This window comes from Neisseria sp. GT4A_CT1 (assembly GCF_000227275.1).
Classification (GTDB): Bacteria; Pseudomonadota; Gammaproteobacteria; order Burkholderiales; family Neisseriaceae; genus Neisseria.
The window spans coordinates 48794-72969 of the sequence record NZ_JH164965.1; the positions used below are offsets into that span (position 1 = coordinate 48794).

Consider the following 24176-nt stretch of genomic DNA (forward strand, 5'->3'; position numbering starts at 1 on the left):
AACAACTTTTATCATTTAAAGGTCATTGAATATGTCACGAAACAAATCATCCGGACAAAAATTTATTGCCCGCAACCGGGCGCCTCGCGTACAGATTGAGTACGATGTAGAACTTTACGGTTCTGAGAAAAAAATTGAGCTTCCATTCGTTATGGGTGTGATGGCAGATTTGGTCGGGAAACCCGTAGAGCCGCTACCTGAATTGGCCGAACGTAAATTTTTGGAAATTGATGTAGATAATTTCGATGAACGCATGAAAGCCCTCAAACCGCGTGTCGCATTTAATGTCAAAAACACGCTTACCGGGGAAGGCAACTTGAATGTAGAGCTTGAATTGGAAAGCATGGATGATTTCTCTCCGGCAGCAATAGCCAAAAAAGTAGGTCCTTTAAACGAACTCCTACAAGCGCGTACAGAACTTGCCAATCTGCTTTCATATATGGATGGTAAGAGCGGTGCTGAAGAATTAATCGGAAAAGTCTTGGGAGACAGTGAGCTGCTGAAAAGCCTTGCAGCCGCACCTAAAGCAACAACCAAAGACGAGCAGTAATTTCAGATGAAATCAATAAAGTGAGCGTGAATCATGACTGAAAAGCAATTAGACATCCAAGGGGACAGCGGCGCGAAAAGTGTGTTTGCCGCAAATGAATTTGAACAGCTGCTGCAAAAAGAATTCAAACCCAAAACTGAAGAAGCCAAAAGTGCTGTCAATAATGCCGTAGCGACACTGGCACAGCAAGCTTTGCAAAACGCCATTACTATTTCAGACGACACTTATCAAACCATCGAAGCGATTATTGCAGAGATCGACAGAAAACTTTCCGAACAGATCAATTTGATTTTGCATCATGAAGATTTCCAAAAGCTGGAAGGCGAATGGCGCGGCCTGCATCATTTGGTTACCAATACCGAAACCGATACTTTGTTGAAAATCAAAGTATTGCCCATCTCCAAAAAAGAAGTTGCCCGCAACTTAAAACGCTTCAAAGGTACCGCTTGGGATCAAAGCCCCCTATTCAAACGCATTTATGAAGAAGAATACGGCCAGTTTGGTGGCGAGCCTTTCGGCTGTTTGATTGGCGACTACTATTTTGATCACTCTGCACCCGATGTGGAAATGCTCAATAGTCTTGAAAAAATTGCTGCCGCTGCACACTGTCCGTTCATCGCCGGCGCATCCCCCAAACTGATGCAGATGGAATCTTGGCAAGAGTTGGCCAATCCTCGTGATTTGAGCAAAATTTTCCAAAATGCCGAATATGCCCCATGGCGCAGCCTGCGTGATTCCGAAGATTCGCGTTATATCGGTTTGGCTCTGCCACGTTTCTTATCCCGTCTGCCTTACGGTGCCACAACGAACCCTGTCGATGAGTTTGATTTCGAAGAAGAAACTGAAGGCGCGGATCACAATAAATACACATGGGCCAATGCGGCTTATGCAATGGCGGTAAATATTAACCGTTCATTTAAATATTATGGTTGGTGTACCTCTATCCGTGGCGTTGAGTCCGGCGGTATCGTTGAAAACCTTCCCTGCCACACATTCCCGACGGATGACGGTGGTGTGGATATGAAATGTCCAACCGAAATCGCCATCAGTGACCGTCGCGAGGCCGAATTGGCAGCGCTGGGCTTCATGCCGTTGATTCACCGTAAAAATACTGACTTGGCCGCGTTTATTGGTGCTCAATCGCTGCATAAACCGTCTGAATATTATGATCCGGATGCTACCGCCAACGCCCGTTTGTCTGCGCGTCTGCCTTACCTGTTTGCGTGCTGTCGTTTCGCGCACTATCTGAAATGTATCGTACGCGACAAAGTCGGTTCGTTCCGCGAGCGTGAAGACATGGAACGTTGGCTAAACGAATGGATTATGAATTATGTAGATGGAGACCCGATTAACTCCACTCAAGAAACAAAAGCCCGTAAACCGTTGGCCGCTGCTGAAGTGGTTGTGGAAGAAGTTGAAGACAATCCCGGATATTACACTTCCAAATTCTTCCTGCGCCCGCACTACCAACTCGAAGGCCTTACCGTTTCATTGCGCTTAGTTTCCAAACTGCCTTCGGCTAAACAGGAATAGTCGGGTTTGGTTTATTTAGGTGGGCATGCTCATGCCCTGTTGTTAAATCCCTTAATTTTTTTAACCTTTTAACAAGGAGAGTAAAAACATGGCTATTGATATGTTCATGAAAGTTGAAGGTGTTAACGGCGAATCAAAAGATTCCAACCACAAAGACTGGACCAACATCGAAAGTTTTGACTGGGGTGCCGAGCAACCCGGTTCGATGACCAGCGGTGGTGGCGGTGGTGCCGGTAAAGTCAATTTCAATGACTTGACCGTAGTTGCCGCTATTGATAAAGCCGCTCCGACCATTCTGAAAAACTGTGCTACCGGCCAACACTTGAGCAAAGTAGAAATTTCCGTATGCAAAGCCGGTGGCGAACAGATCGAATATTCGCGCACTACTTTGGAAGATGTCTTGGTAACCGGCGTGAAATTCATCGGTGTACAAGACAACGATGCGCTGAAAATGCGTTATTCATTCCAAGCTGCCAAAGTGAAAAACCAATATTGGGAACAAACCGATAAAGGTTCTAAAGGCGCTGAAGTTCAAATGGCCTTCAACATCAAAGAAAACAAATCCGCATAACCACTATGCGCATTTAACTGCAGAAGCCTGGCTTAAAAGGCGTTTTAAGTCAGGCTTTATTACAATAAATTTACTTTTCAGACGACCTCTGTCTTCCTGAAAAGTTAATCGGGTTTCGACTATTACACACTTTATACAAATAAATAAGGAGTTGCTGGGATGGATTTGAAGACTAAATTAACGGACATGATTGAGCTTGTACGTTCAAATCCTGACAATCAGGAACATCGTTTGGCATTGATTCAATACCTCTGTCTGAGTGCCAAATGGGAACAGGCTTTAAAGCAAATCGGGCAATACCAAAAACTGTTTCCCGATACTCAAAAGCCTCTGATGCTCTACCTTATTGAAAACATTTCTGCCGAAATGCGTCGTCAAGCAGTCTTGGAAACACAGCAAAAACCCAAAACTCTGGAACAGCACGCAAGCAAACTCGATATTCTTCAAAAACAACTCTCTTTAGTTGCTCATGTTGCAGAGAAAAAAAGCTCTGCCCTCACTGCCGACTACGAAGCCTTATCCGACTGTATCGACGGTACACCGGCGCACATCACTTATCTTCTGGCAGATAAATCGGTTGCCGAAACCGACAGCAACTGGATTATGGATGGCGACGTACGTACTGCTTTTGTTTATGAATTCTTCTATCAAGGCCACTACTATTGGCAAACTTGGGACTCTCTTAAAAGTATAGCTTTCAAAGCACCAAGCTCGTTGCTCGACATCATCTGGAGGTCGTCTGAAATCAAATTTACCGACGGCGAATGTATCCAATGTACCAGTCCCGCTCGCTATGCCGTTTTGCCGGATGCAGAAACCGAATGGTCGGATATGTTGATGAACTGCTCGCAAACAGACTGGATAGAAGTAGCCGAACAGCTCTTTACAGGCATGGGTCAAAAAACCCTGTATACCGACAGCCATGATTTTGGTCTCTTGGATATTCGCAATATTAAATTCGGACAACAGCGTTAAACCTTATCCATCCTCCGACTATCGCAATCAATCATGTCGCAATTCAGAAACCAACTGCTGCCTTCTTTGTTTGACAGACTGACAGATGAAGAGCCGCGCAAAAAAAAAGAGGCACGCCCCGATCAGGTCATCAATCTTGACCAATATCGGCAGGCAGTGCTGCGCGATATTCTTTACCTGCTGAATACCTGCAACATGCAAGCAGAGACCATGGAGAAAAATCTGCCTGTTAACGTGCGCTCGTCCACACTCAATTACGGCATTCCGCCCCTGTCGGGAGTGAATTTCTCCGACATAGAATGGCAGGATGTAGAACAAAACATCAAACAGGCCATCATCGATTTCGAACCACGCCTTGAAAGCAAAACCCTGCAAGTTATCGTAAATACCGTAGACGATGATGACGATGCTTTACACAACAAACTTATTATTGAAGTCAAAGGTTACCTAAAACTCAATCCTTATCCCAAAGAGTTCCTGCTGAGAACCAGTATGGATGTCGAGACCGGGTTGTTTGACTTGTTAGATGGGGGAAATAGGTCTTGAATAACAAATTATTGTCTTACTACAATAAAGAACTGACCTTCCTGAAGGAAATGGGCAGGGAATTTGCACAGCAATATCCCAAAATCGCCTCCCGATTGGCACTGGATACAACCGACATCCCCGACCCTTATGTCGAAAGGTTATTGGAAGGTGTAAGCTTTCTCACTGCACGCACCCAACTCAAGCTGGATGCGGAATATCCCCGTTTCGTACAAAGAATCTTGGAAGTCGTTTACCCTGACTTCATCAATCAGAAACCGGCAGCAGCTATTGTCAATTTGGAACCTACCGGTCAATACAACGCCGACGTAATCAATCTACTGGAACGTGGCAGAGTATTGCGCTCATTACCCATCGACGAATTCAAAGTAAGTTGCCCGTTTTCCGTAACCAAAACCACTGAAATCCTACCTTTACGCATAGAAAAAGCCAAATATACCGATTCGCTCGGCTATTTACCAAGTATGCTTCCCGCGCTCAAGGCATCTGCCGGGAAAAAAGTGCAATCTGCCTTGCGTTTGGACTTCTCACTCAGCGTACCTGGCGCATGTTCGGAAATGTTGCCGGATGAATTGTCTGTGTTTTTAGGTACGGAACTTTCTAAATCATCTGCACTGCTGTTTTTACTGGCCTCCGAATGCGTGGGCGTCGTTTGCCACAGTTATGAGAACCCCAAACAATGGTATTACCCGTTGTCCTCCAAACCGGAACATCGGGGATTTCGGGAAGATGAAGCCTTATCGTTTAATTTGGATAAATCCGTCAGTGCATTCCGGATTATGCAGGAATACGCGCGCCTGCCGGAAAAATTCCTGTTTGTCGCTCAAAAAGATATCAAACAGGCTGTCCGTCAGGCTGAGAATGACGGACATTTGCCCAAATTACCCGAACATTTGGAAGAAATCGTAAACGATAAGGGTGTCAATAAAAAAATCATTACCTATCGCAAACGTTATTTCAGTCTTTCATTTTTATTCAGCAACAAAATACCTGAATTGACAGAATTGATTGGTGTAGAGGATTTTTCCGTCAATGCGGTGCCTGTGGTAAACCTTTTCAGAAAAAAAAGCTCCCGCTTCCCTGTAAATATCCAAGACCAGGAACACCACGTCATCATCGACCGTACACAACCTTTAAATTATGAAATCTACGCCATCGAACAAGTAAAAGGTTTTGACACCAACAACCGTCAAACCGTTGCATTTTCACCGATGTACAAAGCGCCGGATATGGGGCTCTTCCCCGAAGCCCAAACTCAGCATGCTTATTTTTCAGCACGGCGTGCAGACAGAGTCCCATCGGAAAATTCTGTCAAAAACGGCTTCCGTTCTTCCTACTTGGGCAGTGAAGTATTTTTGTCTCTTGCCGACAATCGGGATTACGCTTTCAATTCCGGCATACAGCATCTTTCCGTAGATGCCTGGTGTACCAGCAGGGATTTACCGCTGATGATGCCGCGTGACGGAGAGTCCGATTTCCTGATTGAGGGTTTCCTGCCGGTTAACTCTATTAAGCTGATTTCTAAATTGACACGTCCTCAAGCGGCTGTGAGTGAGGATCGGACACTTTGGTCGTTTTTAAACCAATTAAGTTTAAACTATCTGTCATTGTTAAACATCGACCAAGAAGATGCACCCGTCACCTTAAAAGAGCTTTTAATGGTGTTTGTTTCTTCTGAAAATGATTTGCTGAAAAAACAGATTGAGTCGATCACACGCATTGAGACCTCCATTGTGAACAAGGTAGTCCGTCATTACGGAGTTGCAGCACCTGTTCGAGGCATCAAAATCACGGTTACGCTGGATGAAGCGCAATTGGGCGGTATCCATCCCTTCCTGTTTGGCTCAGTTTTGAACCATTACTTCCAACGTTTGGTGTCGATTAACTCATTCATACAGCTTCAAATTGACACGCTCCAACAAGGACATATGGCTACTTGGCCGAATGCTGTTGGAGAGAGGGTAATCGTATGAGTCCGGTTAACGCTCAAACAGATTTTGGCGACGCATTGGACGATACATGGGATGAAAAACTGACGGGCTTTTTAAACAAAGTTGCCTCTCAGCCCTATAAATACGATTATTTTTCACTCTTGCGCCAGCTTGAGTCTGTCAAATTTGTCACCGGCGGGAAATTATTGGGTAAGGCCGTCAGCCCGAAAATGGAAAAAATAAGGATTCGCCAAGAGCCATCGCTTATTTTTGCTCCCCGCAACATCCAATCGGTTGCCTTATCGCCACGTTATGTGGAAATTTCCATTAATGGATTCGGTTTGTTTGGCCCATCCGGCCCCCTGCCCCTGCATTTGACCGAATATGCCTATGAGCGTCAACACCAACACGGCGACCGGACATGGACCGGTTTTGCCAATATGTTGCAAAACCGTCTGGCTGTCTTGTTCTATCGGGCATGGGCCAACGCTCAGAGCATCATTTCTTTAGATAAAAATGCTGAAGACCGTTTTGGGAAATATATCGCCAGCTTTAATGGGCTGGATACACCGGCCATACATAACAAAGGCTTAATCCACGAATTTGCCAAGCGTTATTTTGCCGGCCTACTGATGAAGCAAAGTCGTTCGGCAGCCAATCTTCAGCAATTACTCAACCGTTATTTCAAAGTCCCCGTTACCATTCAAACCAATGTTGGGTATTGGGTTGAGGTTGCGGAAGAAAAAACGCAAATCGGCATCATGGGTAACTATACGCTGGGAGATGGCCTGCTGCTGGGCGACAAGCTTTACAATGTTCAAAGCAAATTCCGCATTATCATCGGTCCGCTTACCCTACCCGCTTACCGATCATTCTTCAAAGACGGTATCAATACCGCCCGCCTACGGGAGTGGGTAAGGCTGTTTGCCGCAGATGAATATGAATGGGATATACAGCCTGTTTTAATGCAAAAAGAAGTACCGCTCATGGACTTAGGCGGACAAACACAACTCGGCTTAACAACTTGGCTGGGGAATGTTTCCCGTGATGCCGAAGATTTGATCGTCAGCAACCATTAAACAGCTTTTTCAGACGACCCCTTTGTTGAGAAAAGCTTCTTTCAAACTATTTTTAGACATACTTGGAATAACTTAATTAAGGACACATCATGTCAAACATCAGCCGCAGCGTATTATTTGGCAAGTTGAATACCACCTTGTATAAAACTCTGGAAAATGCCTACACCTTCTGCCGTCTTCGTGAAAACAGCTACGTTGAGTTGGTTCACTGGCTTCATTCACTGCTGCAAACCGAGAAAACCGATATCTTCTGCCTGATCAACAGTTTTAATTTAGACGAAGCCAGAGTCCGTAAAGATGTATTGACAGCGGTTGAAAAACTTCCTGCCGGTTCTACTGCCGTTATCGATTTTTCCGAACATATCCAAACCCTTGTCGAGCAAACTTGGACATACAGCTCGCTCAAATTCGGTACCGACAAAATCCGTACTGCTCATATTTTCTACACCATGCTTGAAAATAAGACTTTGCAGAGCATTTTGGCCAATATTTCATCCGAGTTCCTCAAAATCAAACCTGAAACATTGGCGAACAATATCATCGCTATTACTGCAAACTCTGAAGAAAATCTTGAAGTTACCCAAAATGCCTTATCTTCTGAGCCTAACGCTACCCACAAAGAAAGTGCCTTGGCCAAATACGGCAGCAATCTCACTGAAAAAGCCAAAAATGGCGAAATAGATCCCTTGACAGGTCGCGATGCCGAAATCAGGCAAATGATTGACATCCTGATGCGCCGCCGTCAAAACAATCCGATTCTCACAGGTGAGGCCGGTGTCGGTAAGACAGCCGTCGTCGAAGCATTGGCATTGCGTCTGGCGGCCGGAGATGTTCCGCCCGGATTGAAAGACGTTCAATTAATTCTGTTGGATATCGGTTTGCTCAAGGCCGGTGCCAGCGTCAGCGGAGAATTTGAATCACGACTCAGAGCGGTTATGGACGAAGTGGAATCCAGCCCGACCCCCATTGTGCTCTTTATCGACGAAATCCATACCTTGATTGGTGCAGGTGGGGCAGCCGGTACGGGCGATGCAGCCAACCTGCTCAAACCTGCGCTCGCCCGAGGCAAACTGCGTACCATCGGCGCGACAACATGGGCAGAGTACAAAAAATACTTTGAGAAAGACCCTGCCCTGACCCGCCGTTTCCAAGTGGTGCAAGTGGATGAGCCCGACGAAAACAAAGCCATCAACATGCTTAGGGCACTGAATGCTTCTTTGGAAAAACACCATAACGTAATTATTCTCGATGAAGCAATTCAGGCAGCAGTGAAACTTTCCCACCGCTACATCCCTGCACGCCAACTTCCTGATAAAGCTGTCGGCTTGATTGATACCGCTTGCGCACGAGTTGCAGTTAGCCAGCATGCTGTCCCCGGCAGTATTGAATTTTTGCGGAAGAAATCCGAGGCATTAAAACTTGAACAAGCAAATTTGGAACGTGAGAAAAAACTCAGTTTCGATTCTGAAACACGGATAACCAATATCGGCAAAGAATTAGCTGAAGTCGAAGGTCGTCTGAAAAAATTAGAAGACAAATGGAAATCTGAAGCAGACTTGGTTACTGAGCTGTTAGAAGTACGTGAACAAATCATGCAAGCGGAAGAAGGAACAGCTGAGAAAGAAACCAAGCAGCTGCATACCCGCCAAAAAGAGTTGGTTAACAAACTGAAAAAACTGCAAGGCATCCAACCGCTGGTTATGCCCTTAGTGGACAGCCGCACCGTTGCCGACGTTGTAGCTGACTGGACAGGTATTCCCGTCGGCAAAATGATGAAAGATGAAGTTGAGGCGGTCTTGCAACTTGCCGATACTTTAAACAAACGCATCATTGGCCAACGTCACGGCTTGGATGCAATCGCCCGTCGTATCCAAACATCACGTGCGAATCTGGATAACCCCAACAAACCTATCGGTGTTTTCATGTTGGCAGGCCCTTCAGGCGTGGGTAAAACCGAAACAGCATTGGCTCTAGCCGATACATTGTACGGCGGTGAACAAAACGTAATTACCATCAATATGAGTGAATATCAGGAAGCTCATACCGTATCCACCCTGAAAGGCGCGCCTCCGGGCTATGTCGGTTATGGTGAAGGCGGTGTACTGACCGAAGCCGTTCGACGCAAACCTTATAGCGTCATCTTGCTTGATGAAGTAGAAAAAGCACATCCGGATGTGCATGAAATCTTTTTCCAAGTATTCGACAAAGGCTGGATGGAAGATGGTGAAGGCCGTTATATCGATTTCAAAAATACCATCATTATCCTGACTACTAATGTAGGTACGGATTTGATTATGGATATGTGTGATGACCCTGAAATGCTGCCTACTCCGGAAGGTTTAAACAAAGCCTTGCGTGCTCCTATGCTGAAAACTTTCCCTGCCGCGCTACTAGGCCGCATGCAAGTGATTCCCTACTATCCGTTATCTGACGATATGCTCTCAAAAATTGTGGAATTGCAATTAGGCCGTATCGTAGACCGAATTAAAGATAACCACGGTATCGACCTTCACTACACGCCTGAAGTACTCAAGCTGATTACTTCGCGCTGCACAGAAGTTGAGTCAGGTGGCCGCATGATTGATGCGATTCTGACCAATACAGTTTTACCGCAAATCAGTCGTGAACTGCTTACTTGTGCAACTCAAGGCAAACAAGTTTTAAGTGTAAATATTGATGCAAGTAACCATGACTTTACTTATCAATATAAATATAAACCTCGCAAGAAAAATACTTTATAATTTTAGAAAATATTAAAAAAATTTAGTCTTTCTAATTAATTATAACGAACCTATTTATTTCTCCAGTAGTCATATATTGCATGACTGATTGAAGTATTTGTTGTCAGACGTAATCAATACTGATGGACTTGAAGGCAATTTAAGATGCATAAACAACTAATAAAATATATATCATTCTTAATGATATCCTTAATGGTAAGCTCATGTGCTTCCGACCATAAACCGCCTAAAGAATCTGATGAGAGCGGAGAAAAAATTGATGTACAAATCATAGTTTCCCCTGATGCGAATCCTAATATAGTTGGCCAACCTTCTCCCATCAGATTGGATTTATATCAGTTGTCTTCTGACGGGGAGTTCAAAAAATCAAACTATTTTGAACTTACCAACAACGCCAAAGAAAATTTAGGTGAGAAGTTAATCCAGCAAAACCAATTCATGCTGCATCCTGATACAGTTACCATATTGCCGATTAAAATGGATTCCCACCTGAAATATCTGGGTGTAGTCGCAAGTTATCGAGATTTGGATAACAGTCAATGGCAATTGGTATTATTGAAGCAGAAGAAAAAATGGTATCAGTTTGGCAAACATTATTTCTATGTAAATGTCGGCAAAAATAAATTAACCCAGTTATCAAAGTCAGAAATGAAGGACTTGTTGAAAGAATATAAAGAACGGCACCCTGACGATAAAAAAATTAAAGAAAATGGAAAAACTCGTAAATACGGCAATGACCTTAGCAAAGGCGTTTTCCGTGAAGAAAAATAATAACTAAAAGATTAAGGATAAAAGGCATGGCAATAGAAGCAAAAGTAGTTTGGTCGGAGGGTATCTTTATTACCCCTCAACATTTCCAACAATTTGAACGTTACCTTGAATCCGGTCTACGCCAATTAGCCGTTTCTCAAGAGGGTCATTTTTGGGGATTCTCTTCGCTGGTATTAAATTCAGACGGCCTCAAACGGGGGGTAATCGGTATTAATGAAGCAGAAGGTGTTTTTCCTGATGGTTCTGTATTTTTATTCTCTCAAAAACAGCTTGAGAATTTGAGTTTAAAAGTTCCTGCAAATATTAAAGACACCAAAATCTGCCTTGCCGTTACCCTGCCTTCTTCTGTAAATAATGAGATTTATTTCCCAGATCAGGACTCTTCAGACTCATGTCGCTACAAAGCTTTTAATAAAACTCTAGCAGACACTACAAATACTGAATTAGATGGTCGCCAAGTAACACTGGCAGATCTTAATCCGATGTTGGTTTTAGAAAACGACTTAACCAGCGGACAAACTGCCCTGCCCATTGCGCTTATCCGATCCAGCTCTGCAGACTTTGAAATTATTTTAGATGAATCATATATCCCGCCTTGCCTCGGAAGCCAAAAACAACCACACCTGAAAGCTTATATTTCAGAAATTTATGGTTTATTGATGCAAAAAAGCAATAGTCTGGCCAATGCAGTGAACGATCCTAATACCGGCGGCTCTGTTGAAGTTATGGATTTCATGATGCTTCAAACCATTAATCGTTATTTGGCATATTTGCATCATGAAAATGAAGGGGCACGACAAACGCACCCTGAACAATTATTCATTAATTTATCCAAACTATGTGCTGATTTAATGACCTTCCTGCCTTCTCGCAAAGTAGGCGATATCCCTGTCTATGAGCATAATGACCTAGCCTCATGCTTTGGCAAATTATTTTTCAATCTGCGTAAATCGTTATCCATCGTTCTTGAACAACGCGCGATTAGGATTCCGCTGGATATGCGTGATGAAGCCACTCGCGTTGCTCAAACACCAGATCAAAGCCTATTGGATAAAGCCTCATTTGTCCTTGCTATCAAAGCCGATATGCCGAACGAAGCATTGCGCCAAAAAATTCCGAGCGTAGTAAAAATAGGTACTGTGGAGAAAGTAAAAGAATTGGTTGCTTACCACCTACCTGGAATCAGGGTTCATGCTTTGTCTGTAGCACCCCGAGAATTGCCATACCATAGCGGTTATGTCTATTTTGAATTGGACAAAAAGCACGAGCTGTGGGACATGTTTGACACTTCATCAGGCATGGCCTTCCATTTAGCCGGTAATTTTCCGAATTTAGATGTTGAATTTTGGGCAATCAAGTCTTTAAGTTAATTTGGTTCAATTTGGAATTTCATTATGGATAACCAGAATAATGCTGCTCACAGCACCACAAATATTTATAACCCATTGATTGAGGCGGCCAAACCGGTTTTTATCTTAGTCAATGCGATGCAGCAGACTACCAGTCAATTGTCTACGGACAGTTTGATCAACAAATTTTCTCTCTTAATCAATAATTTTGAAGAAAATGCTGAAAAAAATGGAGCAAGATACGACGCTATCCAAGCTGCAAAATACTGTCTATGTACATTCGTAGATGAATTGGCTGTTCGTGCAGGCTGGGCAGATGAAACCTGGTCAAAAAACAGTCTGTTGGTATCTTTTTATGACGAAACATGGGGCGGGGAACGTTTTTTTGAGATTATTCAAAATTTGAAACAGGATCCGGATAAGAATATTGATTTATTAGAGTTTATGTACTTGTGTTTGCAGTTTGGCTACAAAGGCAAATATCAAGTGTTAAATAGCGGCGAACTCGAAATCGACAAAATCAAAAGAGATTTGCTCGCTTTAATTCATAGTAAACGACCGGATCAAACTGCCGATCTTTTCAAACACAATCCAATAATCACAAATACTATCCAACGAAAACAAAGGCTTTCTATTCCTTTATGGGTTGTAGGTGTTTTAGGGGCAGTCGTCTTGGGGGTGGGCTATTTTGCAATGCAATGGTCTTTAGGTGATGACTTTGATGTTGCCAGTACAAAAGTTAACAATCTCAAACTCCCTTCTGTTACGGCTAAACAGCAAGAAACACAAAGTACTGTCCGACTACGTCCTTTATTGGAAAATGAAATTGCTAGAAAGCTAGTCTCTGTAGAAGACTTTCAAGATAGAAGTACAGTCACTATTTTGGGTGACGGTCTCTTTGAGTCTGGTTCTGCACAAATTCAAGACCAATATTACCCTGTATTGGCAAGAGTCAGCCAAGCTTTGGATAGCGTAGAAGGGCAAATCGTAGTGACCGGATATACTGACAATCAGCCCATTCAGAGCTTGAACTTCCCATCTAACTGGCATCTCTCTCAAGCTCGTGCAGATGCAGTAAAAGAAATTTTATTGAATTACATCAAAAATGGCGGAGCTCGTATTCGTTCAGAGGGACGTGGTTCGACCGATCCTGTTGCTCCAAATGATACTTTGGAAAATAGAGCCAAAAACCGAAGGGTTGAAATTACCCTATTCACAACTGGAACCGGCCCCAAACTGGGTAGTGAAGTAGAAGTAAAAACCAATACTTCCACTACTCAGCCAAGCAGTGATGTAAGTACACATCAATAATCTGAAATTGGATTGATACGGAAAAACAAATATGAAAAAAATTCTTTATTTTCTAGGCTCCCGTTCTTTATGGGTAATGCTGGGTATCGCCGGTCTGATTATATTGGTATGGTTTATCGGCCCACTGATTTCCATAGGTGAAATCCGTCCTTTAGCAAACAAGACTATTCGCCTTGCCGTGTGTGCAGCCATTATCGGCATTTGGTTGGCTAAAGCCATATTTCGCCAATATCGTGAATCACGTCGAAACGCTGCCTTACTGAAGGAAATTCGTGCAGCACAAGAACCCATTTTAAAAAATGCAAGCGATGTCAGCTCAATGAGTCGTCATTTTGCCGAAATGGATAAAGTACTGAAAAACGCAAAATTTTCCAGATCTAAAAATAGTTTATTGGCAAGATTGGAAGAGGGGCAATATCTTTATCAAATGCCGTGGTACGTTGTTTTAGGTGCTGCCGGTTCTGGTAAAACAACAGCATTAAAACGCTCTGGTCTCAACTTCCCTCTAGAAAGCACTTTAGGAACATCTGTAAGCGGCTTGGCAGGGACGCGCGATTGCGATTGGTTTTTATCCGATGAAATCGTACTTCTCGATACTGCAGGCAGATTGTCTTTACATGACAACCACAGCAATAAGGACTCCAGCGACTGGGAAGAATTTGTATCCCTACTGAAGCGCTACCGTCCCAAACAACCTATCAACGGTGTAGTAGTTACCGTAGGAGTGGATGACCTTTTAGGCGGTAAAACCAATATTACCGAAATTTCTGCAGAACTTCGCAAAAGAATCCACGAAATGCATACCAAATTAGGTATACATTTCCCTGTTTATCTTATGATAACCAAACTGGATTTGCTGCATGGTTTTGACAAATTCTTCGATCATCTGACGGAAGAACAAAGAAACCAATATTTGGGTATTTCTCTTTCTGATACCGAAGGAATGGAAACTCCAATTGCCACTGCTTCCAATGCTTTATCGGAAGTTGTTGATAAATTGCGCTCTTCTATGTTGGGCACCATCCATCAATTGGAATCTTCTGAAGATAAAGCAGCGGCTTTTGCTTTCCCTGAAGAATTTGAACGTCTTAATCAGGCGGTACTTTCTCTATTTAAAGAATTATCTAAATCTTCAAAATTTGAGCAACCTATCTCGTGGAGAGGTGTTTATTTCTCAAGCGGTACCCAAACGGGACAACATTTCAATCCCATATTGGATGGCTTGCAAAACGATTTCCAATTATCGAAAAAATACTTGGATTCGGATCGAACCAAAACTCAAAACAACGAGCGAAGCTTTTTCCTGCACAGGCTGTTCTCTGACGTCATCCTTAGTGAAGCAAACCTGGCGGGAGAAAATAAATCTTGGTTTGTCAAAAAACAAATGCTCTATTGGTTAGGCATTGGAGCTATTGTCACCATAGTCGCTGCCTGCTTAGCCATGATGCTGAACAGTTATTCGAATAATCGCTCATATCTTGAGCAGGTTGGCGATAAAGCAACCAAACTGGGTCAAGAGGCGAAAAAATACACTGAAGCTCCCGACCTACTTAAAGCAGTAACATTTGCAGAACATGTCAAAGATACAACCAGCAGTAGAGAAATTCCCGATCTGTCCTCCCCTCCCCTCAGCTATCGTATGGGCCTTTATCAAGGCGGGCAAATGGAAGACGTTGGGGAATCTGCCTACCGAAGAATCCTTCAAGACAATGTGATGCCGTTAATCAGTTTCAAATTAGATGAGCTTCTGCGTACAACCAGCGGCTCAGACGGCATCAATGGTTACAATGCTTTAAAAGCTTATCTAATGATGTACGACAAAGAGCATTTTGATGCCGCTTTTATGCAAAACTGGCTGATGACTAATTTGTCTAAAGCAGAATCTTCAGGCATGAGTGAGCAACAGAAAAAATCTCTTGAGAAAGCTTTAAACCAAATACTTTCCAAACAAAGCATTACTCCCAGCGTACCCTATGATGAAGAATTGGTAGAACGCCGCAGGCAGGAAATTGCACAAAGAGATATTGCCACTATGGTACTGGAAGATACCATCAACACAGTTGCTCTCTCAGGCAAAGAAGGAATCACACCTGTTTCTTTTTCAAGCATGGGCGGCGTACAAAGTCACTTATTGTTTCGTCGCAAAACCGGCGGAGCTTTAAAAGAACCGATTAACTTCATTTATACCAAAGAGGCTTACATTACCAAAGTCTTGCCTACTATGGTCAAGTCGGCAGAACAGTTTTTTAATGAAGACAACTGGGTATTGGGTAGTTATGCATCACAAAGCCAAAGCAAAGCTTCTGTTCTTTCAGATGCTCAAAAGCTTTATTTCGGCAATTACATCAAGGCATGGAATAACTATTTGTCTGATTTGTCATTGGTTACGCCCAAGTCATCTCGAGAAAGTATTCAGATTGCCAAGCTTTTATCAGAGAAAAATTCTCCTTTAGTTAATATTATCAAAGGTATCAGCGACAATACGACGCTTACCATTGATAAAAAGATAACGGATAAAGCAGACAGTAAAATTGCCGACTGGTTAAATAGAGCAGGACTGTCAAAGCTCCTAGATGCTGAAGGAGAGGCAAATGTAAAAAATGAATTGTCTGCTTTAAAACTGGCCACTCCCGTTGATGATGCTTTTGCGGATTTCCATAGTTTAACTGAAACCACAAATGATCAACCTCCGGCAATTAACAGCGTTACTGAAGCCATTAATGATTTGTACGTTTATTTGGTTGCCGTTAATGTCGCAGTCGAAAAAGGGGTAGATTTGCCTCCTGATGATCCGTTTGTGAAATACAAAGCTGAAGTAAACCGTCTTCCTATGCCCTTCCGCCCAATGTTAGACAGCTTTTCTGAGATTATTTTGAAAAACACCGACAAAATTGTTGATGAAAAGCTCATGTCCACCTTGGAAAAACAGTTGGCAACCGTAACAAACAGTTGCCAAGAAATACACGAACAGGGTTACCCTTTTGACAGAGGTTCTGAAAACAATGTTGCCTTAGAAAGCTTCACCAACATATTTGGTCCAAACGGCATGTACAGCAAGTTTACCAATTTATCAGGTGAAGCCGCCGTATTGGCACGTTCAGAAAAACTGGAAACTTTGACTGCTAAAAACAGCGCATTTAAAGACCGTTTTTCCAGGCTGAACGACATAGCGGCAATCCGACAAGGATATTTTGACAAAGGCTCGGAAACACCCACTTTTGACTTTACAGTCAAAGTCTTGATTCTTGACTCCAGCTTGGAAAGTGTGAATGTTTCTTATGCAGGGAAAAGCTATGTATACAGTCACGGTCCAGTCAATCCTGCAACCTTTACTTGGCCTTCAAAAGAAGAAAACGCCTTGGCAAAAATAGATATTTCCTCTCCTCAAATCAATAGTGCGGGTATCAGTTCAACCGGGCCGTGGTCAATATTCCGCCTGATTGAAAAAGGGAAAATCATTCGCCAGACAGGAAACACTACCGTTGTCGAATACAACATCCAAGGCAAAAACGTTGTACTTGAATTTACTACTTCCACAGCCTTCAATCCCTTTAATTTAAACAAATTAAGGAATTTTCAGTGCGTTTAATGGTCATAATGAGAATGTAAGCAGGTCGTCTGAAACCACTCATTCCAACATGCTTCTGCCGCAACCCTATGCATGATTGAAAATAGAAAAACCGACACTCAAGCGAAATTGGTTTTTAATGTCAACAAGGAATTTCCCGAAATGAATAGAACAGTCGTTGCTCATACACCTTTGGGATCACAACTTTTATTCAAAAAAATGCTTGGAACAGAATTTGTTTCCAACCTTTTTGAATTTAATATTACTTTGGTTTCCAAAGATTCCAATTTGCAAGGCAAGGATATTATTGGTCAGCCTATAACATTGGAAATTGACACAGAAGCAGGCAGCCCGCGCTATCTGAACGGTTTGGTTACCGACTTCGGTTACATTGGCGAAGATGAAGACGAAGAAGACTATCATGCCTACACCTGTACAGCCCGTCCGTTTATGTGGTATCTCACCCAAAATACGGACAGCAGGGTATTTGTCGACAAGTCCGTTCTGGATATTGCCAATGAAGTCTTGTCGCCGTTCGGCTTCCCCTTCCAGGTAAAATGCCAAAAAGGCTATCGTACCAGAGGATTTTGTGTCCAATATCAGGAAAACAGTTTTAATTTCCTAAACCGCCTGTTTGAACAGGAAGGCATCTACTATTATTTTACCCACAGCAACGGTTCGCACGAGCTGGTTATCTCTGATGATGTCGGTACTCTAGAAGCCATTCCTTCTCCCAACATTCCTTACCATTCCAAAAATACTGCGCCCGGCGCACCCAACATCGCCTATATCGATGTATGGGAAGAACGGGATGCCTTGAAATCCAGTCAGTTCGTGACTCAAGAATACAACTATAAAAACGCCAAAGTCCAAATGAAATCTTCTGATTCGGTTCACGATTTCAGTTCTGTTCCTATGGAACATTATGATTTTTATACCGGCTTTAGCGATGTATCCGAAGCACAAAATTACAGTCAGGTGCGCAGTGAAGATCTGAAAAGCCAAACCAAGATCATTACCGGTTCGGGTACTGCCTTGACGGTAGCTCCGGGTTATACGTTTACCCTGAGCAAACACCCGCATTCCTCATCCAATACCGAATACACCATTCTGAAAGCAGATTATGATTTTGAAGAAGCCGGCTATACTACCGGCGACCGTATCGGCAAATTCAGAATTTCGTTCCGCGTATTGCCCAAATCCTACCCATACCGCCCTCCCCTCAAAACGCCGAAACCCAAAGTATTGGGTACACAGGCTGCTACGGTAACAGGTCCTGCCGGAGAAGAGGTTTATACCAACGAGTATGGCGATATTAAAGTCCAATTCCATTGGGATCGCTACGGCAAAATGGATGAAAACAGCTCCAACTGGGTTCGGGTAACGCAAGGTTCTGCCGGAGCGGGATACGGCTCTATCAACACACCGCGTATCGGTGAAGAAGTGCTGGTTGACTTCATCAACGGCGATGCCGACCGGCCGATTGTATTGGGTCGTCTGTACAACAGCGCAATGTCGCCGCCATGGGGCTTTCCTGCCGCGGCCAAGCAGTCCGGTATCAAAAGCAAGAGTTTCAATTCGCCATTGTCCAACTTCAACGAATTGATGTTCAACGATACTGCCGGTTCCGAGATGGTCAATTTCCAAGCGCAAAAAGACCTGACCTCCCTGGTTAAAAATAACGAAACCCGTAACGTCAACAACGACCGCACCACCACGATCGGTAACAACGAAACGGTTACGGTAGTAGGCGATCGGGCGAAAACCGTCCAAAAAAACGAAACGGCTTCGATTACCCAAAACCGCACAAAATCGGTGGGTCAAAACGAGACCTCCAGCATTACCCAAAACCAAAGCATTAGTGTGGGTGACAACCAAAGTACCAGCGTAGGTAAAGACCAAAGCGTCAATGTGGGTAAAAACCGCAGCCGTTCTGTTGGCTTGAACGAAAAAGTAGGCATAGGTCAGAGCCAAGCGCTGACTGTCGGACAAGACCAGAACGTTGCTGTCGGCAAAAACCAAGCGCTGACCGTCGGCGCCAACCGCAACAAGACCGTTGTTGCCAACGAAGTCAGCAGTATCGGCGGCAACAAACAGGAAACCGTCAGCCTGAACGGTATGAACAATGTCGGCATCGGACAGATGACCAACATCGGTGCTGGCTATATGCTGAACGTCGGGGCAGGCTGGATGACCAATGTCGTCGGCGCAGAAATGCATAGCGTCGGCTTGGTGATGGGTCTCAACGCCGGTATGAACATCGGCCTCAACGCAGGTCGAAACATCACCCTGTCCGCAGGCAAGAAAATTACCATACAAGTCGGTAGTTCCATGATTTTGATTGATAAAAACAAAATCAGCATCGTCAGCAAAACGATCAAGATCGTCGGCACCAAAGTAGTGGACATCGACGGCAAAAAAGTCGATATCAACTAGAGAAGATACGCCATGTTTGAGTTGCAGAACTTTACCTGCTTTCATACGCAGCAGTTTAAAAACATCGACCAAACAGATCGAGCTTATGATGTAGTCGTCGCCAAAGTCAGCTACGAGTTTGAAATTGACCCGGAAACAGGAAAAACGGAGCTTGCGTTTGCCCGTAAGCAAACGCCGCTCACGTTTGCCGATACCTATTACGGCGATCCTTCGCAAACCTCGACTCAGTTTGAAAGCGACTTCAGCCTCTACAAACCCAAAACCGACTTGGTCGTCAATGCCACCGCCTATGCACCCGACGATGTCCCCTCTCGGCAATTTACCGTATCTGTAAATATCGGCGATTACCAAAAAAGCCTGGCGCTTACCGGGGAACGTTACTGGGTGCGGGAGGCGGCAGGATGGTCTTTGAGCGAACCCGACCCCATCCTTTCCCTGCCTATCCGCTATGAGTTTGCCTTTGGCGGCAGTGCAGTCGAAGACGACCACACAGGCTATCAACAGAACGCCATCGGTATCGGCTACTATCCGAAGGCCGAACTCAAAAAAAACGGGTTCAAGCGGACGCTGAAAGCGCATCAAATCTACGACCCCGCACACCCCGTGCGAGATCCGTCCGATAAGGCCGCGCCCGAAGGCTTCGGCTTTATGCCCCGTTATTTCGCACTGCGAGCCAAACATACCGGCACTGCCGATGCGCAATGGATAGCCAATCGTGCCCCACTACTGCCTGAAGATTTTTCTATGGCTTATTGGAACGGCGCCCATCCCTCGCTGCAACTTCCCCATCTGAAACCCAACCATATTTACGAACTGACTTTTACCGGCATGGTGCATTCCTTCCAAGCACCCAACCAACGATTTACCGTTGATTTGCCGGTAGAAACCGTGTTCGTCCACGCCCATACGGCAACCAACTCGTCATTGTGCAAAGATATGGTATTGGACACCATCCTCGTCGATGTAGAACAACGCCGCATTGATTGCAGCTACCGCACATCTTTTCCGGAGGAACTGGAAATTGCGGCATGCCAGCTCAGATTTATCGCCCGACACGAACGGGCAGACCAAATCGCGGCCGCTCAAGCCTGTCGGGATTCGCAGGATGAATTTATCCCAATCCCGCCATCTTTGGCAGCACACGTATAAACCACACATAGGTCGTCTGAAACTCTAAGTCCTCATTCATCCCCCTTTCAGACGACCCCATCCCCAACAGGAGCAAGCCGCCATGGCATTCAATAAAATCGCCCGTAAAGACAGCGACTTCTATGTAATCTGTACCCTCCCCGATTTCTGCTGGGCGCCACCTCCTGCACCTCCTGTCACACCGCCCATCCCCTTCCCGCTCTTCGCCGACTTGGGCAACGCCCAAACCGTTGCCAAAGACGTCCGACTCAACCGCAAGCCCGCCTTCGTCTTTAAGGCCAGTAAAACCAACCGCACTACCGGCGACGAACCCGCCCTTCCGGGCCGCAAGGGTGTGCTTTCACGCACCGCCACCAAACCCGCATGGCCGATGATGCACTCCTCTTCGGTTAAAATCCGCAAGCGCCACATCATACGCGCCGGCGATATGTTCCACATGAACAACAAGTTCAAGAAGAAACTGCCGCCCAAACCCTGTATTTCCTGTAAAAATGCTGCTGGTGCCGGCCGCCCGGTCAATCCGATTCACGGGTTGAAGTTTTTGGAGAATGAAACCGACTTTGCCTTTGAAGGCATCCTGCCGCTGGTCTGGAGCCGCAGCTATTATTCCGACCAAGACGGTATCGGCTGGCTCGGCGAGGGCTGGAGCGTACCGGGCTGCCAACGCATCATCCGCGATGCGGCCGGATTGGCCTATATCGACGATCAGGGCCGTCTGTTCCCTTTGCCGGAAGTGGATGAAGATGATGAAGAACCGGTCTTGTTCGAGAGCGAACAGATTTGGTTCAGCAAGAATCCGGACGGGCATTATGTCATCGCTTCGCTGGACGGTTCGATAGCGCTGCGTTTTGCGCCTTTGGTGGTGGCGGAAGACGGTTCGGACGAAGATTCCACCCTCTTCCCGCTGGTGGCGGTAGAAGACGCCAACGGCAACCATCAGCGTTTCGTCTATCATCCGCTGACCGGTCTGCCGCAATACGTCATCGACGGCAACGGCCGGGTGTTCTCGCTGAACTTCGGCAATGTGGCGGATGAACAGTCGCCCAAAATGCGGCTGCTGTCGGTGTCGCTGCTGGAGGGTTTGCCCGTCTTCGGCGAAACGGTCCGGGTCGGCAGCCCGCTGGTCCGCTACGAATACAACGGCAGCGGCGACCTGCTGCGCGTCATCGGCCGCGACGGCAACGTCAAACGCAGCTTCGGCTATAAAAACAACCTGATGGTGTCGCACACGGATGCGGCCGGATTGGTATCGGAATACGAATACGACCATTACACCCCGACCGGCAAGGTGTTGCGCAACTGGACTTCTTTGGGCGAGGAATGGCGCTTTATCTATCACGACGGTTATACCGAGGTAACCGACGTGTTGGGCCGTACCGAGCAATATCATTACGACTACAACAACGAGCTGACCAAACGGGTGTTTGCCGACGGCAGCGCCGTGTTGATGGAACGCGACGGTTTGGGCCGTCTGCTCAGCCACACCGATGCGATGGGGCGCGTTACCCGCTATCAGTACAGCAACGAGGGGCAGGTTGAGGCCATCGTCCGCCCCGACGGCGCCATCCTGCATTTCGACTATGACGACTGCTACCGCCTGATCCGTAAAAGCGATGCGGAAGGCCGTTATGACGGCTATACCTACGACGAAGTGGGCAACCTGCTGACCCATACCGACCCGCTGAAACATACCACCCGTTTCGAATACGCCGACAACGGCCTGTTGCTGTCGGTGACCGATCCGAACGGCAGCAGTACCGCCTATCACTATAATGAAAACCGCCAGCCCGACCTCATTACCGACTGCTCCGGTTACGAAACCAAACTGGCCTACACCCCCGAAGGACAGCTGGCGCGCATTACCGATGCGCTGGGACAGCACACCGAATACCATTACGACGCCAACCAAAACCTCACCCTCGCCCTCTATCCCGACGGCAGCAAAGAGACCTTCGGCTACGATGCCGCAGGTCGTCTGAAAACCCATACCGACGGCGAAGGCCATACCACTTCCTACGAATACGGCCAGGACGGTCTGCCGACCCGACGTACCAATGCGCTGGGCCATACCTTCGGCTACCATTACGACAAAGCCCGCCGCTTAATCGGCCTCACCAATGAAAACGGCGCGCGCTACCGTTTTGCCTACGACGTCCTCGACCGTCTGATTGCCGAAAGCGGTTTCGACCATAAGCTCACCGGCTACCGCTACAACGCCGGTAACGAGCTGGTCGAGCAGCGCGAATTCGGCGACGACGCCTCCCTTGCCGCCAAACTGATGGCGCAACTGGGCGGACAGCCCGTCCCCAAAAAAGACCTATCCCCGCTTTCAGACGACCTCGACAGCCAAACCCCGCTGCGGATGACCGAGTTCAAACGCGATATATTGGGACGCCTAATCCACACCCTCGCCCGCGACAACGACAAGGTTCAGGAAACCGTTTACGGCTACGACCCGGACGGCAACCTCGTCCGCGCCGCCAACTGCCACAGCATCACCTGCTTCGACTACAACGAAAACGGCCAACTCATCGCCCAGCACCAATGGAAAGTGCCGACTAAGGAAGAGAACGCCCGAAACGGCCTGCCCGAAACCGACTGGCGCGATGCGCAGTACGACATGCTGTACCTGCCCGTTACCGAAACCGTCCGCTACCACTACGACTTCAACGGCAACCGCACCGCCACCGTCCTGCCCGACGGCAGACAGATCAACTACCTGTACTACGGCAGCGGCCACCTGCACCAAATCAGCCTCGACGACGAAGTCGTTACCGACATCGAACGCGACAAACTGCACCGCGAAATCTACCGTACACAGGGTAAGCTCGCCAGCCGTTACGAACTTGACCCCTTAGGTCGTCTGAAAAAACAAATCGCCACCCTCAATGATTTGACCGAAGGCAGCAAAGGCAAAACCAAAGCAGCGGCGGGCTATGGCCAAACCGCCGTCAAACGCAGCTACGGCTACGACCGCACCGGCAACCTGACCCACAGTACCGACCAACGGACGGGCACGACCCGGTTCGAGTACGACAAACTGGGCCGGATTACCCAAGCGGGCAATGAACTGTTCGCCTTCGACCCCGCGCACAATATCCTCGACATCTCGACGGAAAAGGTCAAACCATACCCTACCCCCTCTCCCGTGGGAGAGGGTCGGGGAGAGGGCAAAACGACCGCGCCGCTTTCAGACAACCGCTCCGTCATCACCGACAACCGCCTGAAAACCTACAACGGCACGACCTATTACTACGACGAGCTCGGCAACCTCATCCACCGCGAACTCGCCGACGGCGAAGTGCAGAACTATTTCTACGACCTGTACGACCAACTGGTTAAAGCCGAAATCTTCAAAAAAGACGGTACGAAAGAAACTTGGTCCTACACCTACGATGCCTTGGGCAGAAGGATAGGCAAAGGTCGTCTGAAAAACGAAGAAGTTTCGGAAACGTCATTCCCGCATGATTTAAGCGGGAACGACCTTGAAAACCAAACCCGCTTCGTTTGGGACGGCAGCCACCTCTTGCAAGAAATCCACTCGGACGGCAGATATACCTATATCTATACCGATCAAGATTCCTACGAGCCTTTAGCCCAAGTCCGCGATTGGACAACTGAAGACGGCGAAAGCCGACAACAAACCCGCTATTTCCACTGCGACCA

Annotated in this window: 15 protein-coding genes; all 15 read left to right on the forward strand. The window is 46.2% G+C overall.

The window, feature by feature from the left end; all coding sequences use genetic code 11:
* Positions 1 to 31 precede the first annotated feature (31 nt).
* Entirely contained in the window at positions 32 to 550 is a 519-nt protein-coding gene (gene tssB / locus HMPREF1028_RS02915) for a type VI secretion system contractile sheath small subunit (protein WP_003761725.1), read from the forward strand.
* A gap of 33 nt (positions 551 to 583) precedes the next feature.
* Positions 584 to 2083 carry a type VI secretion system contractile sheath large subunit gene (tssC, locus tag HMPREF1028_RS02920; protein WP_003761727.1) on the forward strand — a complete coding sequence of 500 codons (1500 nt, stop codon included), beginning with the start codon at positions 584 to 586 and terminating at the stop codon, positions 2081 to 2083.
* An 88-nt stretch (positions 2084 to 2171) separates the two neighbouring features.
* Positions 2172 to 2654 (forward strand): type VI secretion system tube protein Hcp, encoded by a 483-nt coding sequence (locus tag HMPREF1028_RS02925; protein WP_003761730.1) that lies wholly within the window; start codon positions 2172 to 2174, stop codon positions 2652 to 2654.
* A gap of 159 nt (positions 2655 to 2813) precedes the next feature.
* Positions 2814 to 3629, forward strand: coding sequence for a type VI secretion system accessory protein TagJ (locus tag HMPREF1028_RS02930; protein ID WP_009311288.1), 816 nt, complete (start codon positions 2814 to 2816; stop codon positions 3627 to 3629).
* A gap of 33 nt (positions 3630 to 3662) precedes the next feature.
* A complete protein-coding gene (gene tssE, locus HMPREF1028_RS02935; protein ID WP_009311289.1) occupies positions 3663 to 4175 on the forward strand; it encodes a type VI secretion system baseplate subunit TssE in 513 nt (170 codons plus the stop codon).
* Positions 4172 to 6148: a type VI secretion system baseplate subunit TssF gene (locus HMPREF1028_RS02940; RefSeq protein WP_009311290.1), complete on the forward strand. Its 1977-nt coding sequence runs from the start codon at positions 4172 to 4174 to the stop codon at positions 6146 to 6148. The genes tssE and HMPREF1028_RS02940 overlap by 4 nt, the downstream gene beginning before the upstream one ends.
* On the forward strand, positions 6145 to 7185 hold the full coding sequence (tssG, locus tag HMPREF1028_RS02945; RefSeq protein WP_009311291.1) for a type VI secretion system baseplate subunit TssG: 1041 nt from the start codon (positions 6145 to 6147) through the stop codon (positions 7183 to 7185). Before HMPREF1028_RS02940 ends, tssG begins: the two co-directional genes overlap by 4 nt.
* An 89-nt stretch (positions 7186 to 7274) precedes the next feature.
* The gene (gene tssH / locus HMPREF1028_RS02950) at positions 7275 to 9926 is read left to right on the forward strand and encodes a type VI secretion system ATPase TssH (RefSeq protein ID WP_009311292.1); all 2652 of its coding nucleotides are present in this window, start codon (positions 7275 to 7277) and stop codon (positions 9924 to 9926) included.
* Between the two features lie 144 nt (positions 9927 to 10070).
* Complete coding sequence (gene tssJ, locus HMPREF1028_RS02955; protein WP_003761742.1) at positions 10071 to 10697, forward strand: type VI secretion system lipoprotein TssJ; 627 nt, start codon at positions 10071 to 10073, stop codon at positions 10695 to 10697.
* A gap of 26 nt (positions 10698 to 10723) precedes the next feature.
* Positions 10724 to 12067 (forward strand): type VI secretion system baseplate subunit TssK, encoded by a 1344-nt coding sequence (gene tssK, locus HMPREF1028_RS02960; RefSeq protein ID WP_003761746.1) that lies wholly within the window; start codon positions 10724 to 10726, stop codon positions 12065 to 12067.
* Between the two features lie 24 nt (positions 12068 to 12091).
* Positions 12092 to 13357, forward strand: a complete 1266-nt coding sequence (gene tssL, locus HMPREF1028_RS02965; protein ID WP_009311294.1) for a type VI secretion system protein TssL, long form — start codon at positions 12092 to 12094, stop codon at positions 13355 to 13357.
* A 31-nt stretch (positions 13358 to 13388) separates the two neighbouring features.
* Complete coding sequence (gene tssM / locus HMPREF1028_RS02970) at positions 13389 to 16946, forward strand: type VI secretion system membrane subunit TssM (protein ID WP_009311295.1); 3558 nt, start codon at positions 13389 to 13391, stop codon at positions 16944 to 16946.
* A 72-nt stretch (positions 16947 to 17018) separates the two neighbouring features.
* On the forward strand, positions 17019 to 19361 hold the full coding sequence (tssI, locus tag HMPREF1028_RS02975) for a type VI secretion system tip protein TssI/VgrG (protein WP_198006976.1): 2343 nt from the start codon (positions 17019 to 17021) through the stop codon (positions 19359 to 19361).
* A 12-nt stretch (positions 19362 to 19373) separates the two neighbouring features.
* The gene (locus HMPREF1028_RS02980) at positions 19374 to 20510 is read left to right on the forward strand and encodes a DUF2169 domain-containing protein (protein ID WP_009311297.1); all 1137 of its coding nucleotides are present in this window, start codon (positions 19374 to 19376) and stop codon (positions 20508 to 20510) included.
* A gap of 82 nt (positions 20511 to 20592) precedes the next feature.
* Positions 20593 to 24176 (forward strand): PAAR-like domain-containing protein (locus HMPREF1028_RS13230; protein WP_009311298.1); only part of this gene is annotated, 3584 nt, incomplete at its 3' end.

Coding starts and splice junctions, on each gene's coding strand:
- tssB (WP_003761725.1), top strand. CDS start 32: ATGTCACGAAACAAATCATCCGGACAAAAATTTATTGCCCGCAACCGG.
- tssK (WP_003761746.1), top strand. CDS start 10,724: ATGGCAATAGAAGCAAAAGTAGTTTGGTCGGAGGGTATCTTTATTACC.
- tssM (WP_009311295.1), top strand. CDS start 13,389: ATGAAAAAAATTCTTTATTTTCTAGGCTCCCGTTCTTTATGGGTAATG.
- tssL (WP_009311294.1), top strand. CDS start 12,092: ATGGATAACCAGAATAATGCTGCTCACAGCACCACAAATATTTATAAC.
- tssG (WP_009311291.1), top strand. CDS start 6,145: ATGAGTCCGGTTAACGCTCAAACAGATTTTGGCGACGCATTGGACGAT.
- tssJ (WP_003761742.1), top strand. CDS start 10,071: ATGCATAAACAACTAATAAAATATATATCATTCTTAATGATATCCTTA.
- tssI (WP_198006976.1), top strand. CDS start 17,019: ATGATTGAAAATAGAAAAACCGACACTCAAGCGAAATTGGTTTTTAAT.
- HMPREF1028_RS02930 (WP_009311288.1), top strand. CDS start 2,814: ATGGATTTGAAGACTAAATTAACGGACATGATTGAGCTTGTACGTTCA.
- tssC (WP_003761727.1), top strand. CDS start 584: ATGACTGAAAAGCAATTAGACATCCAAGGGGACAGCGGCGCGAAAAGT.
- tssH (WP_009311292.1), top strand. CDS start 7,275: ATGTCAAACATCAGCCGCAGCGTATTATTTGGCAAGTTGAATACCACC.
- HMPREF1028_RS02980 (WP_009311297.1), top strand. CDS start 19,374: ATGTTTGAGTTGCAGAACTTTACCTGCTTTCATACGCAGCAGTTTAAA.
- HMPREF1028_RS02925 (WP_003761730.1), top strand. CDS start 2,172: ATGGCTATTGATATGTTCATGAAAGTTGAAGGTGTTAACGGCGAATCA.
- tssE (WP_009311289.1), top strand. CDS start 3,663: ATGTCGCAATTCAGAAACCAACTGCTGCCTTCTTTGTTTGACAGACTG.